The organism is Hydrogenophaga sp., from assembly GCF_051858985.1.
Classification (GTDB): domain Bacteria; phylum Pseudomonadota; class Gammaproteobacteria; order Burkholderiales; family Burkholderiaceae_C; genus Hydrogenophaga.
In genome coordinates this window covers 226,652-239,481 of the sequence record NZ_JBHYGM010000001.1, presented here as the reverse complement: position 1 = coordinate 239,481, position 12,830 = coordinate 226,652, and the positions used below count along the sequence as shown (strand labels likewise).

13 protein-coding genes are annotated in these 12,830 nt (G+C 66.2%); 8 read left to right on the top strand and 5 right to left on the bottom strand.

Annotation, left to right across the window (positions count from 1 at the left end; all coding sequences use genetic code 11):
• Nucleotides 1-11: 11 nt before the first annotated feature.
• The 4 genes from ACTIEY_RS01130 to ACTIEY_RS01115 all read right to left on the bottom strand — a co-directional run bounded on the left by ACTIEY_RS01130 (nucleotide 12) and on the right by ACTIEY_RS01115 (nucleotide 6,343).
• Nucleotides 12-3,191 carry an efflux RND transporter permease subunit gene (locus ACTIEY_RS01130; protein ID WP_439517305.1) on the bottom strand — a complete coding sequence of 1,060 codons (3,180 nt, stop codon included), beginning with the start codon at nucleotides 3,189-3,191 and terminating at the stop codon, nucleotides 12-14.
• A gap of 9 nt (nucleotides 3,192-3,200) precedes the next feature.
• Nucleotides 3,201-4,346 (bottom strand): efflux RND transporter periplasmic adaptor subunit, encoded by a 1,146-nt coding sequence (locus tag ACTIEY_RS01125; protein ID WP_439517304.1) that lies wholly within the window; start codon nucleotides 4,344-4,346, stop codon nucleotides 3,201-3,203.
• Between the two features lie 25 nt (nucleotides 4,347-4,371).
• Nucleotides 4,372-5,061, bottom strand: a complete 690-nt coding sequence (locus ACTIEY_RS01120; RefSeq protein ID WP_439517303.1) for a TetR/AcrR family transcriptional regulator — start codon at nucleotides 5,059-5,061, stop codon at nucleotides 4,372-4,374.
• Nucleotides 5,062-5,149: 88 nt separating this feature from the next.
• Entirely contained in the window at nucleotides 5,150-6,343 is a 1,194-nt protein-coding gene (locus ACTIEY_RS01115) for an acyl-CoA dehydrogenase (RefSeq protein WP_439517302.1), read from the bottom strand.
• Nucleotides 6,344-6,440: 97 nt separating this feature from the next.
• Between ACTIEY_RS01115 and ACTIEY_RS01110 the strand changes: the two genes are divergently transcribed.
• Together ACTIEY_RS01110 and msrA are read left to right on the top strand one after the other, a co-directional pair.
• On the top strand, nucleotides 6,441-7,340 hold the full coding sequence (locus ACTIEY_RS01110) for a LysR family transcriptional regulator (protein WP_439517301.1): 900 nt from the start codon (nucleotides 6,441-6,443) through the stop codon (nucleotides 7,338-7,340).
• Nucleotides 7,341-7,358: 18 nt separating this feature from the next.
• Complete coding sequence (gene msrA / locus ACTIEY_RS01105) at nucleotides 7,359-7,895, top strand: peptide-methionine (S)-S-oxide reductase MsrA (protein ID WP_439517300.1); 537 nt, start codon at nucleotides 7,359-7,361, stop codon at nucleotides 7,893-7,895.
• An 18-nt stretch (nucleotides 7,896-7,913) separates the two neighbouring features.
• Here the strand turns inward: msrA and ACTIEY_RS01100 are convergent, their stop codons facing one another.
• Nucleotides 7,914-8,465, bottom strand: a complete 552-nt coding sequence (locus tag ACTIEY_RS01100) for a fasciclin domain-containing protein (RefSeq protein WP_439517299.1) — start codon at nucleotides 8,463-8,465, stop codon at nucleotides 7,914-7,916.
• 177 nt (nucleotides 8,466-8,642) lie between these two features.
• Here ACTIEY_RS01100 and ACTIEY_RS01095 point away from each other — a divergent pair, with 177 nt between their 5' ends.
• Genes ACTIEY_RS01095 through ACTIEY_RS01070 form a run of 6 tightly spaced genes read left to right on the top strand, consistent with a single transcriptional unit; the run spans nucleotide 8,643 to nucleotide 12,825 of the window.
• The gene (locus ACTIEY_RS01095) at nucleotides 8,643-9,161 is read left to right on the top strand and encodes a Fur family transcriptional regulator (protein WP_439517298.1); all 519 of its coding nucleotides are present in this window, start codon (nucleotides 8,643-8,645) and stop codon (nucleotides 9,159-9,161) included.
• A complete protein-coding gene (locus ACTIEY_RS01090) occupies nucleotides 9,158-9,817 on the top strand; it encodes an ABC transporter ATP-binding protein (RefSeq protein ID WP_439517297.1) in 660 nt (219 codons plus the stop codon). Before ACTIEY_RS01095 ends, ACTIEY_RS01090 begins: the two co-directional genes overlap by 4 nt.
• The gene (locus ACTIEY_RS01085) at nucleotides 9,814-11,040 is read left to right on the top strand and encodes an FtsX-like permease family protein (RefSeq protein WP_439517296.1); all 1,227 of its coding nucleotides are present in this window, start codon (nucleotides 9,814-9,816) and stop codon (nucleotides 11,038-11,040) included. Before ACTIEY_RS01090 ends, ACTIEY_RS01085 begins: the two co-directional genes overlap by 4 nt.
• A gap of 5 nt (nucleotides 11,041-11,045) precedes the next feature.
• Nucleotides 11,046-11,288: a hypothetical protein gene (locus ACTIEY_RS01080; RefSeq protein ID WP_439517295.1), complete on the top strand. Its 243-nt coding sequence runs from the start codon at nucleotides 11,046-11,048 to the stop codon at nucleotides 11,286-11,288.
• 21 nt (nucleotides 11,289-11,309) lie between these two features.
• The gene (locus ACTIEY_RS01075; protein WP_439517294.1) at nucleotides 11,310-11,855 is read left to right on the top strand and encodes a DUF3299 domain-containing protein; all 546 of its coding nucleotides are present in this window, start codon (nucleotides 11,310-11,312) and stop codon (nucleotides 11,853-11,855) included.
• Nucleotides 11,856-11,868: 13 nt separating this feature from the next.
• The gene (locus ACTIEY_RS01070) at nucleotides 11,869-12,825 is read left to right on the top strand and encodes an AEC family transporter (RefSeq protein WP_439517293.1); all 957 of its coding nucleotides are present in this window, start codon (nucleotides 11,869-11,871) and stop codon (nucleotides 12,823-12,825) included.
• The last annotated feature ends 5 nt before the right edge of the window (nucleotides 12,826-12,830 follow it).

The window sequence follows — 12,830 nt, the reverse complement described above, 5'->3', positions numbered from 1 at the left end:
AGCGCGGGATTTTAAGGAGTGGGGCTGGCCGGGACGGGGTGCACAGGCGCCAGGCCGAACCGGCGACGGAACCAGGCGCCCAGGTCGTCCATGTAGCAATAGACGACGGGCACCACCACCAGGGTGAGGAGCGAGGAGGTGATCACGCCACCGATGACGGCTTGCCCCATGGGGGCGCGCTGCTCGGAGCCTTCGGTGAGCGCGAAGGCGAGCGGCACCATGCCGAACACCATGGCCAGCGTGGTCATGAGGATGGGACGCAGCCGCACGCGAGCGGCCATGAGCAAGGCGGACTCCCGGTCCAGCGGCGGCCCGCCGGCGCGGCCTTCGCGCGCGCGGATGGCGAAGTCCACCAGCAGGATGGCGTTCTTCGTGACCAGTCCCATGAGGAGCACGATGCCGATGACGGAAAACATGCTCATGGTCGAGCCGAACATCAGCAGCGTGAGCACCACGCCGATCAGGGTGAGCGGCAGCGAGGTCATGAGCGCGAGCGGCTGCAGGAAGCTCTGGAACTGGCTGGCCAGGATCATGTAGATGAAGATGATCGCCAGCGCAAGCGCCGAGAGCGCATAGCCGAAGGACTCCTGCATGTTCTTGGTGGAGCCGCCGAACTCATACCGGTAGCCCGGTGGGAATGCAATGCCATCGAGCACCTGCCGGATCTCCGTGGACACCTCGCCGGGCGAGCGGCCGTAGACGTTGGCGTTGATCGCCACCTCGCGGTTCAGGTTGCGGCGGTTGATCTGGTTCGGACCCGTGGCGTCCACGACATCGGCCACCTGGCCCAGACGCACCACCCGCGCGGTGCCGTCGGCGGCCGTGCCCACCATGAAAGGCAGGTTGGCGAGGTCGCTGGTGCGCTCGCGTTCGCCAGGTGCCAGACGCACGTTCACGTCGTAGCTCTGGCCGTCGGCGGCGCGCCAGTTGCCCACCGTGGTGCCAGCCACCAGCGTGCGCAGGCTCGCCCCCACGGCGGCCACGTTCAGGCCCAGGTCCGAGGCGAGGTCGCGCTTCATCTTCACGTCCACGGTCGGCTTGTTGGGCTTGACGCTTGCATCGAGGTCGACCAGTCCCACGATCGGGCGGATGCGCTCCATCACGGTCTGCGTGAGGCGTTCGAGCTCGGCCAGGTCATCCCCCTGCAGCGAGAACTCCACCTGCTTGTTGCCACCCACGGCGTCGAGCAGGCCGACGTGCGTCACGGTGATGCCCGGCACGCTGCGCAGGCGCTCGCGAAGCCGCGCCGACATCGCATCGGCACTCAGCGTGCGGTCCTTGCGATCGACGAGGCGCACGTAGATGCTGGCATACATGGCGCCCTGCGCATTGCCGGTGTTCAGCGTGGACAGCGTGTACTGCACTTCGGGGAATTCACGCAGGATGGCTTCGACCTGCCGGGTCTTGGCTTCGGTGGCCTCGAGCGACGAGCCCACCGGGGTGTTGAAGCTCAGCGAGGTTTCGGAGAAATCGGCCTTGGGCACGAACTCGGTGCCCAGCAACGGCACGATGAACAGGCTGCCGACGAAGGTGGCGAGCGCCAGTCCCAGGGTGGCGAGCTTGTGCCGGAGCGACCACCGAAGCGTTCCCTGGTAGGTGTCGGCCAGGTCGTCCTGGAAGCGGTCGAACCAGCCGGTGACACGGCCGATGGTCTTGTCGTAGAAAGACCTGGGGCCGGTGCCCTTGCCGTGTTTCTCGATTTCAGGGTCGTGCCACACCGACGACAGCATGGGGTCCAGCGTGAAGCTCACGAACATCGAGATGAGCACCGCCGCCACCATGGTGATGCCGAACTCGTGGAAGAACTTGCCGATGATGCCGCCCATGAAGCCGATGGGCAGAAACACCGCGACGATGGACAGCGTGGTGGCCAGGACGGCCAGCCCGATCTCCTGCGTGCCGTCCATGGCGGCGTTGAACGGCGTCTTTCCCATCTGCACATGGCGCACGATGTTCTCGCGCACCACGATGGCATCGTCGATCAGCAGACCCACCGAGAGCGTGAGCGCCATCAGCGTGATCATGTTGATGGTGAACCCGAACAGGTTCATGAAGAAAAAGGTGCCGATCAGCGCAATGGGCAGCGTGAGGCCGGTGATGACGGTGGAGCGCCACGAGTTCAGGAACAGGAAGACGATGAGGACCGTGAGCAGGGCGCCTTCGATCAGGGTGCGGCGCACGTTGTCCACCGAGACGCGGATCGGGCGCGACCCGTCGGCGATCTGCTCCAGCCGCATGCCCGGCGGCAGCTCGGCGCCCAGCGACGCCACCGCGGCCTTGAGCCCGTCGGTGACCGCAATGGTGTTCTCGTCTTGCGCCTTCTGGACCTGCAGCAGCAACGTGCGCTGGCCGTTGTAGAGCGCCAGGCTCTCCACTTCCTGCGTGCCGTCGCTCACGCGGGCCACCTGGCCCAGGCGCACGGCCTGGCCGCCACGCCGCGCGACGATGATGTTCTCGAAGTCTTTCGGATTCTCCAGGCGCGAGAGCACCTGAACCACGCGCTCGGCTTCACCGGTCTTGAGCGTGCCCACCGGCAGGTCCTGATTCTCGTTGCGCACGGCGGTGTTGATCTGTTCGGTGGTCACGCCGAGCGCTTCCATGGCCGACGGATCGAGGTCGATGTTGATGGCGCGACGCGTGGGCCCCACCAGCGTCACCGAGCCCACTCCCCGCACGTTCTCCAGCCGCTTCTTGAACACCTGCTCGGCCCAGGTGGTGAGCTCCACGGCGCTGGGGGTCTTGCCGTTCACTTCCTGGGGGATCACCGCCACCGACCAGATGGACCGGCTCGCCGGGTCGAAGCGCAGCACGCGGGGCTCTTCCACCTCGTCGCGGAACACGGGGCGCAGGATCGCGATCTTCTCGCGCACGTCCTCGGCCGCCTTGCGGCCGTCCACGGTGAGCTGGAACTCGATGATCACGATCGACTGACCTTCGTAGCTCCGCGAGGTCAGCGTGTTCACGCCGGCAATGGCGTTGACCGCCTCTTCGACGCGCTTGGTGACCTCGGACTCCACGATCTCGGGCGACGCGCCGGGGTAGGCCACCTGCACCACCACCACGGGAAAGTCGATGTTGGGAAACTGGTCGACCTGCAGCCGCTGGAACGAGAACAGGCCCAGCACCACGAACGCGATCATCACCATGGTGGCGAAGACCGGATTGCGCAGCGAGACCTGGGTGAACCACATGGCAGGTGCTCAGTTCGTGGCCAGCTTCACAGCCGTGCCTTCGCGGATCAGCCCGGCTTGCGCGCCCAGCACCTGAGTGCCTTCGGCCAGGCCGGCGATCTCCCGCATGGGCTCGCTGTTGCGCAAACCGGTGGCTCCGCCGGTCACGGTCAGGTGAACCACCGCGCCTTCCCGCACAAGCTGGATGTAGGGCTGCGGCTTGTCGTTGCGCACGGCAGAGGCCGGCACGGCGATGGCCTTGACCGAGCCGGTGACGAGATGCCCCTGCGCGAAGAGGCCCTGGCGCATGCCGGGGGCCGCTGGCACGCGCAGGTAGACCAGCACACTGCGGCTCCCGGCCTGCACGCTGGGGTTGATGCGCGACACCGTGGCCTGCACAGGGTCGGGCAGTGCCTCGACGCGCAGCAGGGCGGCCTGGCCCACCCGCACCGTGGCGGCATCACCGGGCGAGATGGCGGCTTCCATTTCAAAGGCCGACAGATCCACCACATCGAACACGCGCGTGTCGATGCCCACACGCTCGCCGTTCTGCACCAGCCGGGCAGATATCTGGCCACTCAGCGGCGAACGCAACGTCGTATCGGTCAAGGACTTTCTCGCGATGTCCAGCGCCGCCAGTGCAGCGCGGTGGTTGGCTTCGGCGGCGGCCAGGTTGTTGTTGGAAGTCTCCAGCGCTGTGGCGGAAATGAAGCCCTGGCGCACGAGCGCCTGGTTGTTGTCCGTGGTGCGCCGTGCAATGCTCACCTGCGCCTGTGCCGATTCGGCCTGCTGGGCGGCCTGGCGCACACGCGCCTGGGCTTCGGTGCTGTCGATGCGCGCGAGCACTTCGCCTGCCTTCACTTCATCGCCTTCGCGCTTGCTCAGGCCCTGGATCTCGCCGGCGGTGCGCGCCTTCACGGCCGCCGTCTGCAGCGCTTCGACCGAACCCGAGATGCCCACGGTCTGGGTCAGTTCGATGGATTGCGCCGTCACCACATCGCTGGCGGCCAGTGTGTAGACGGGCGCCTTCTGCATGGCCTCGGCGGCACTTCTCGCCTCGGAAGCCTGTGTCTTGCGCTTGTCCAGCGCGCGCAGCAGGCCGACGCCGAGGCCCACCACCAAAAGAACCAGCAGCAGCCATTTGATCCAGGTGGAACGCGATCGCGGAGTGGTCATGACCGGTTGGAAGTTAAAAAGGTGTTCATGCGGGCTTGCTGACCAGGAGCATGCCGTTGAGCAGCAGGTCGACCTGGTTGTCCAGGAAGCCGATCGGGTCGATCTGTTCAGATGGCGGACAGCACGGCGCCATGGAGTGCTTCCACATCAACAGGAAAATCATGGGCGCAATCAGGCTGTAGACCGCGTACTCCAGCGCCAGCGGCCTGAACTCGCCCCGGTCGATGCCACGCTGCAGGACGCGGCGCAGCAGGTCGTGGCCGGGGGTGATGACCTCCTGCTGGTAGAACGCGGCGATCTCTGGAAACATGCCGGCCTCGCTCATCACCAGCTTGGTGATGCCCGAAGCCGCCGAGTTGCCGATGCGTTCCCACCAGGAGTGCATGCAGTAGCGCACCAGCTCTGCACTGTTGCCGCTGAACTGCTGAAGTTCCTCGTTCCACTCCGTGAAGCGGCCGGCGATGTTCTCGCGCACCACGGCCTTGAAAAGCTCTTCCTTGCTAGGGAAGTACAGGAACAGCGTTCCCTTGGAGACGCCTGCGCGCGCCGCCACCTCTTCGACGCGCGTGGACGCAAAGCCTTTCTCCACGAAGAGTTGCAGCGCGGCGTCGAGCAGCTCGCCCGGACGCGCTTCCTTGCGACGCGCGCGGCGCTGGCGCGGCTCGGCGCCGGAATCAGCGGCCGTCAGCGCGGCGGACGTGGGTGGAGCAGGCATGGGCGTTGGTTAATGACCGATGGGTTAGTAATATAACCCATGGCCCTGCCCGTCTGATGTCGCGCCGGTAAAGCCGGCGTCAACGCCGTCAGGAAAACGCCGCGATGCCGGTGATGGCGCGTCCGAGGATCAGCGCGTGCACGTCGTGCGTGCCTTCATAGGTGTTCACGACTTCCAGGTTCACCAGGTGGCGCGCGACGCCGAATTCATCGCTGATGCCGTTGCCGCCCATCATGTCGCGCGCCAGGCGGGCAATGTCGAGCGCCTTGCCGCAGCTGTTGCGCTTGAGGATGGAGGTGATCTCCACCGCCGCCGTGCCCTCGTCCTTCATCCGACCCAGGCGCAGGCAGCCCTGCAGGCCCAGGCTGATCTCGGTGAGCATGTCGGCCAGCTTCTTCTGGATCAACTGGTTGGCGGCCAGCGGGCGGCCGAACTGCTGGCGGTCCAGCACGTACTGGCGCGCGCGGAAGTAACAGTCTTCGGCGGCACCGAGCGCGCCCCAGGCGATGCCGTAGCGCGCGCTGTTGAGGCAGGTGAACGGGCCCTTGAGGCCTCGCACCTCGGGGAAGGCGTTTTCCTCCGGGCAGAAGACGCTGTCCATCACGATCTCGCCCGTGATGGAGGCGCGAAGTCCCACCTTGCTGTGGATGGCCGGCGCAGAGAGTCCTTTCATGCCTTTGTCGAGGATGAAGCCGCGGATCGCGCCTTCGTCGTCCTTGGCCCAGACCACGAACACGTCGGCGATCGGCGAATTGGTGATCCACATCTTGGCGCCAGAGAGGCTGTAGCCGCCGTCCACCTTCCTGGCACGCGTGACCATGCTGCCGGGATCGGAGCCGTGGTTGGGCTCGGTCAATCCGAAGCAGCCGATCCATTCGCCCGTGGCCAGCTTGGGCAGGTACTTCTGCTTCTGCGCTTCGGTGCCGAACTCGTTAATCGGCACCATCACCAGCGAGCTCTGCACACTCATCATGGAGCGGTAGCCCGAATCCACGCGTTCCACTTCGCGCGCCACCAGGCCATAGCACACGTAGTTGAGGCCGGCGCCGCCGTAGGCTTCCGGAATCGTGGCGCCCAGCAGCCCGAGCTCACCCATCTCGCGAAAGATGGCCACGTCGGTCTTCTCGTGGCGGAAGGCCTCCGTCACGCGGGGCAGCAGTTTTTCCTGGCAGTAGGCGCGCGCGGCGTCCATCACCTGGCGCTCGTCGTCGTCGAGCTGCTGGGAGAGGTGAAACGGGTCTTCCCAGCTGAAGCTGGCCTTGGCCTTGGTGGGTGAAAGCATGGTGGTTGTCTCCGGGTCGGGAAAAGCGCGATTGTCGACTGCACATACATACTTGTCTAATATCGTCCCTGTATCCATTGATCCAGAAAAGATATTCATGGAGTTCCGCCACCTGCGCTATTTCCTGGCTCTGGCCGAAGAGTTGCACTTCGGCCGTGCGGCGCAGCGCCTGTCCATCACCCAGCCGCCGCTCTCGCTCAACATCCAGCAACTCGAGGCTTCGGTAGGGGCGGCCCTGTTCACCCGCAACAGCCGGGGCGTGCAGCTCACAGCGGCGGGGCAGGCCTTCGTGCCGGCCGCGCGGGCATTGCTCGACCAGGCGGGCCAGGCCGCCCGGGAGGCGCGCGAGGTGGCGCAAGGGCTGGTTGGCAGTCTGCAGATCGGCTTTGCGGGCACCGTGCTTTACCGGGGCTTGCCGCAGATGCTCAAGGGCTTTGCCGCCGAGCACCCCAAGCTGCGCCTCACGTTGCGAGAGCTGAGTTCGAGCGATCAGTTGATCGACCTCATGCACGAGCGGCTGGACGTGGGCTTCGTGCACACCACGCGCGTGCCGACGGGTTTTTCGCAGATCCTGGTGTCGCGCCAGCCGTTCGTGGCATGTCTTCCGGTGGGGCACGCCATGGCGAGGCGCCGGCGGCTGGCCCTGCGCATGCTGCAGGGTGAGCCCTTTGCCATGATCGCGCGGGCGGTGTCGCCCGACTACCACGAGCGCATCCTGGGCCTGTGCGCCGACGCGGGTTTCTCGCCCGAGGTGCGCTACGAACTCAGGCACTGGCTCAGCGTGGTGTCGCTGGTGGCGCAGGGTCTGGGCGTGGCGCTGGTGCCGGCTGCGCTGCAACAGGCCAACCTGCCGGGCACGGTTTTCGTGCCGCTGGATGCGCAGACACCTCCCTACGAGACGCACTGCCTGTGGAAGACCGACAGAGACCAGGCCGCACTGGGGGCATTCCTGGCGGTCGTGCGCGCGGCGGCGCAGTCGGTACATTCGGTGGGCTGATGTTTCTGGAGAAATGCAATGAGCGACAAACAGGTGCTGGTGCTGGGTGGTGGCTGCTTCTGGTGCACCGAGGCGGTGTACGTGGGCGTCAAGGGCGTGACCGACGTGGAGTCGGGCTACAGCAATGGGCAGGTGAAACAGCCGAGCTACGAGATGGTATGCACCGGAACCACGGGCCATAACGAGGTGGTGCGGCTCGAATACGACCCCGCGCAGATCAGCACGCGCGAGATCCTGGAAATCTTCTTCGTGGTGCACGACGCCACCACGCTGAACCGACAGGGCAATGACGTGGGCACGCAGTACCGCAGCGGCATCTACTTCACCACGCCCGAACAGCAGCAGGTGGCGCAGGCGCTGATCGATGAACTTACCAAGGACAACGCCTTTGGCAAGCCCATCGTCACCGAGGTGAAACCGCTGGACAACTACTGGCCAGCGGAGGACTACCACCAGGATTTTTTCGAGCGCAACCCGCACCAGGGCTACTGCATGGCAGTGGCTGCGCCCAAGGTGGCCAAGTTCCGCAAGACCTTCGCCCGGCTGGCGAAGTAGGTCTTGCGGAGCCGGAGATCACTTCGGCAGCAGCACCTTGTCCACCACGTGGATCACGCCGTTGGACTGATACACGTCGGCAATGGTGACGGTGGCCACGCCACCCTTTTCATCTGTCACGGTGACCTTTCCGCCGGCCGACTTGGCCACCAGCGTGCCGCCCGCCACGGTCTTGATCGACGCCATGCCCTTGCCATCGGCAATCATCTTGCTGATGGCTGCCGCATCAAACTTGCCCGAGACCACGTGGTAGGTCAGGATGCCGCTGAGCATGGGCTTGTTCTCGGGCTTGAGCAGGGTGTCCACCGTGCCGGCCGGCAGTGCGGTGAAGGCGGCGTTGGTGGGTGCGAACACGGTGAACGGACCCGGGCCCTTGAGCGTGTCCACCAGGCCGGCTGCCTTGACGGCGGCCACCAGCGTGGTGTGGTCCTTGGAGTTCACGGCGTTGTCGATGATGTCCTTGCTGGCGAGCATGGGCGCGCCGCCCACCATGACTTGCGCGAATGCGCCCAGGGATGCGGTGCCGATAGCCAGGGCCAGAACGGTCTTGCTGAGGGTCTTGGTGATCATGAAGTCTCCAGTTGGGGTTGAAGCCGATGTGGCTGGAATAGATACGCAGGGCGGATACCGACTGGATTCAGAAATCAGGAATGTCATTCACCTTCGCACGCCGAAGGTTTTTGCAACTGAATTGCGTTAACATCCCGCCGTATTGCAACCCGGTTGCAACAACGGATGAAGGACGACATGCCTACCCGACTCGCCAGAGAATCCACCGCGGTACCCCCTGAGGTGCAGTCGCGCCTGGAAGGCGCGGGACTGCGCCGCACACTGGCGACCCGAGCGGTGCTGGGCCTGTTTCTCACCCGGCCCCAGCAGAGCCTGACGCATGCCCAGGCGCAAGTCGCACTGACCGCGCGAGGCCTGGATCTCAATCGCGTGACGCTCTATCGCCTGCTGGACCGCCTGGCCAGCTGCGGCGTGCTGCGCCGCGAGGCAGACGCACAGCGCGTGTGGCGGTTCAGCCTGAGGTCGAACCTGGATGGTCCCGCAGAGACCGACCGCACCGCGGCCCGTTTTGAATGCGACGCCTGCCACCAGCGTTTCGACTTGCCCGATGCCGGTGAACCCGCGCGGGCGCTGAAGAAAGGGCTGTCTCAGGCGGTCGCACGAACGGGCCACCAAGCGACGCGAGTGGAACTCCTGGTGCGCGGCACTTGCGCGGCCTGCCTGCCGCCTCGTCAACGGTCCAGGGCAACCCCGTGATCGGCACCCGCTCGCTGGTGCATGCCTACCCGCACGCACCGCCCATCCACATGCCCGACGTCACGGTGTCGCAGGGCGGCACCTTGCTCTTGCGTGGGCCCTCCGGCAGCGGCAAGTCGACCTGGCTGGCACTTGCGGCCGGTCTGCTCACCCCGTCGGCCGGTGAGATCGTGGTGGCCGGGCAGTCGGTCGGTGCGCTGGCGGGGGGCGCCCGCGACACCTGGCGCGCGCGCCACATGGGCTTTCTGCCGCAGAAGCTGCACCTGAGTGACGCGCTGAGCGTGAACGACAACCTGGCCCTGGTCTATTTCGCGGCCGGGCTGCCCCTGGATCGAGCAGCCATCGCGCGCGCGCTGGAGACGTTGCAAGTGGGCGCGTTCGCCACGCGCCGGCCTTCGCAACTCTCAGGCGGACAGGCGCAACGGGTGGCACTGGCGCGCGCCGTGCTGCTGCGCCCGCGCGTGATCCTGGCCGACGAACCCACGGCGAGCCTGGACGACGACGCCGGCGCCATGGCGCTGGGCTTGCTGAAGGAGAGCGCAGCCCGGCTGGACGCCACGCTGGTGATTGCCACGCACGATGCGCGGGTGTGGCAATCGCTGCCGCAGGCGCAGGTGTTGTCGCTCGTGCGGTCGACCACGGAGCCAGCGGCATGAACGTCGCCACCCTGTCTTGGCGCTACCTCTGGTCGCGCCCCCTGGCCACTGCGTTGAATCTGCTTCTGCTGTCGCTGGGGCTGGCGTCCATGGCGCTGGTGCTGGTGGCGCGGGATCAGGTGGAGCGCGCGTTCGACCGCGACCTGGCCGGTATCGACGTCGTCGTGGGCGCCAAGGGCAGCCCGATGCAGCTCATCCTGGCCGGCGTCTTCCACATCGACGTGCCGCCGGGGAACATCCCGCTGGCCGAAGCGGACGAGCTGGCCCGTCATCCTCAGGTGGAACAGCTGATCCCGCTCAGCCTGGGCGACAACCTGCAGGGCTTTCGCATCGTGGGCACCACGCCCGACTATCCCGCGCATTACGACGCCACGCTGGCCGGCGGCGCGTGGTGGAAACGCCCACTGGAGGCGGTCATCGGCGCGCAGGTGGCCACGCGCACGGGTCTGCAGATCGGCCAGGTTTTTGAAGGTGCGCACGGCCTGGGAAGTGGCGGCGCATCCCATGGCGGTACGCCCTACACCGTCACGGGCGTGCTCGCGCCCTGCGGCTGCGTGCTCGACCGCCTGATCCTCACCGCCACCGAGTCGGTCTGGCGCGTGCACGACGACATGCACGCGGGCGATGGCATGAGCGAGGCCGAGCGGACCGAACTGGACGCCGCGCTGCAGGCCGAGCGCGAGATCACGCTGGCACTCATCCGCTACCGCACGCCCATGGCGGCCGTGAGCTTCCCACGTTTCGTCAACGAGACCACCTCCATGCAGGCGGCCGCGCCGGCGCTGGAGATCACCCGCCTGCTGGCCATGGTCGGCGTGGGCACGCAGGTGCTGCAGGGATTGACGGCGGTGCTGCTCGCCGTGGCCGGACTCTCGGTCTTCATCGCCCTCTGGAGCGCCGTGCGCGAGCGCCAGGGCGATCTCGCCATGCTGCGCATGCTCGGCGCACCGCCGGCCCGCGTGAGCGCACTGCTGCTGTGCGAGGCGCTCTGGCTCGCCTTGCTGGCCTGCGCACTGGGCCTGCTGAGCGCGCACGCGTTGACCGCACTGCTGGGCGAACTGCTTTCGACCCGTCATTCCTTGAGCATGTCGGGCTGGCAGTGGGTTCCCGCCGAATGGTGGGTGCCTGCGCTGGCCTTCAGCGTGGCGGTGATCTCGGCCCTGTTGCCCGCGATCAGCGCCTACCGCATCGATGTCACTTCCCTTCTCAACTCAACCAGGTGAATTCCATGAAAAAAGCCATGCTGCTTCTCTCGACCGCTGTCCTGCTCGCCACGTCCGCGCTGGCGCAACATTCAGAGCAGGAGACCAAGGAAGACATCGCTCGCCACCGCGCCATGGCCAGCGCCCACGAGGGCGCGGCCAGGTGCCTGGAGGCCGGCAAGGGCGAAAAAGTGTGCCTGGCGGAACTCCAGGCCGCTTGCAAGGGTCTTGCCCTGGGCAAATACTGCGGCATGCGCCACGCCCATTGACCCCATTGATCCAGACCGCCCATGACCCTGTTTCGATCCACCGCCGCATTGTTGATGCTGTGCCTTTCGGGTGGCGCCGGGGCTCAGACGCTGAGTTCACCTCTGCCGCCTGGTGCTGCAGCTTCGCAGCCACAGAACGCGCCACATGTGCAAGGGCAGGGCGCCGGCGTGCACAGTCCGCTCAGCCCGTTTGCGCCATTGCCCAGGCGCAGCGACGTGGTGGCCTGGTCCACGCTCACCGACATCACCACGAAGGTGGAGAAGAAGCGCATCGTGCCGGTGTATCCCGACGCGGTGAATGCGCTCAACCAGAAGACGCTGCGCCTGCAGGGCTTCATGATGCCGCTGGAGCCCGGCGAGAACCAGCGCCACTTCCTGTTGGCCTCGGTGCCGCTCACCTGCTCTTTCTGCACGCCGGGCGGGCCTGAAAGCATGGTGGAGGTGCGTACCAGCAAGCCGGTGAAGTACAAGCTGGAAGCGGTGGTGGTCGAGGGAAAGTTCCACGTGCTGCAGAACGACAAGTACGGTCTGTACTACCGCATCACGGAGGCGGTGGGGGTCGAGTGAGTAACATCCGCGGGTGAACTTCGCCCAACACCCCGTCGTTGCCTCTCTCACACCGGTTTTCCTGCTCATCGCGCTCGGCTTCCTCGCCGGCCGACTCCAGTGGATCCGCGACAGCTCCATCAAGGACCTGTCCAACCTGGTCTTCCTCCTGCTGATCCCGGCGCTGCTGTTCCGCACCATGAGTGCGGTGCGCTTCGAACAGCTGGACCTGCTGCCGGTGGCCGCCTATTTCCTGGCCGCACTGACGCTGCTCGGCGTTTCCATTGCGTGGCGCGGGTTCAACCGCGGCAGTGTGGTGATGGCCCTGGCCGGCACGTTCTCGAACATGGTCATGCTCGGCATCACGTTGGTGGAACTGGCGTACGGCAAGGCGGGACTGGTGACCCTGCTCACGCTGGTCTCGGTGCACGCGCTCATCCTGCTCACGGTGGGCTCCATCGTGCTGGAACTGGCGGTGGCGCGAGAAGCGAGAGCGGGCGGTGAACGGGCGCCGCATGTGCTGGCCACGGCCTGGTCGGCCTTCAAGGGCGCGCTGATCCATCCGATCCCGCTTCCCATTCTTTGTGGCCTGCTGTTCGCACAGACCGGCTGGACGCTCCCGACGGTGGTGGACCGCCCGCTTCAACTGCTGGGCAGCGCCTTCGGTCCGATCGCCCTGGTGCTGGTGGGGGTGACGCTGGCGCGCACGCCCATGGCGGGCCACCTTCGGCAGGCGCTCTGGATCACCGCATCGAAAAACCTGGTGTTGCCGGTGCTGGTGGGCGCCAGCGCCTGGGCCATGGGCATCTCCGGTCTGCCACTGACCGTGATGGTGGTGGCCGCCGCACTGCCCATTGGCGCCAACGTGTTCCTGTTCGCGCAGCGTTACGAAGTGGCCCAGGAAATCACCACCGCCAGCATGGGCCTGTCCACGGTGCTGGCGCTGTTCACGCTGAGTCTGGTGATGCTGCTCATGTCGTACATCGGCTGAGCTGG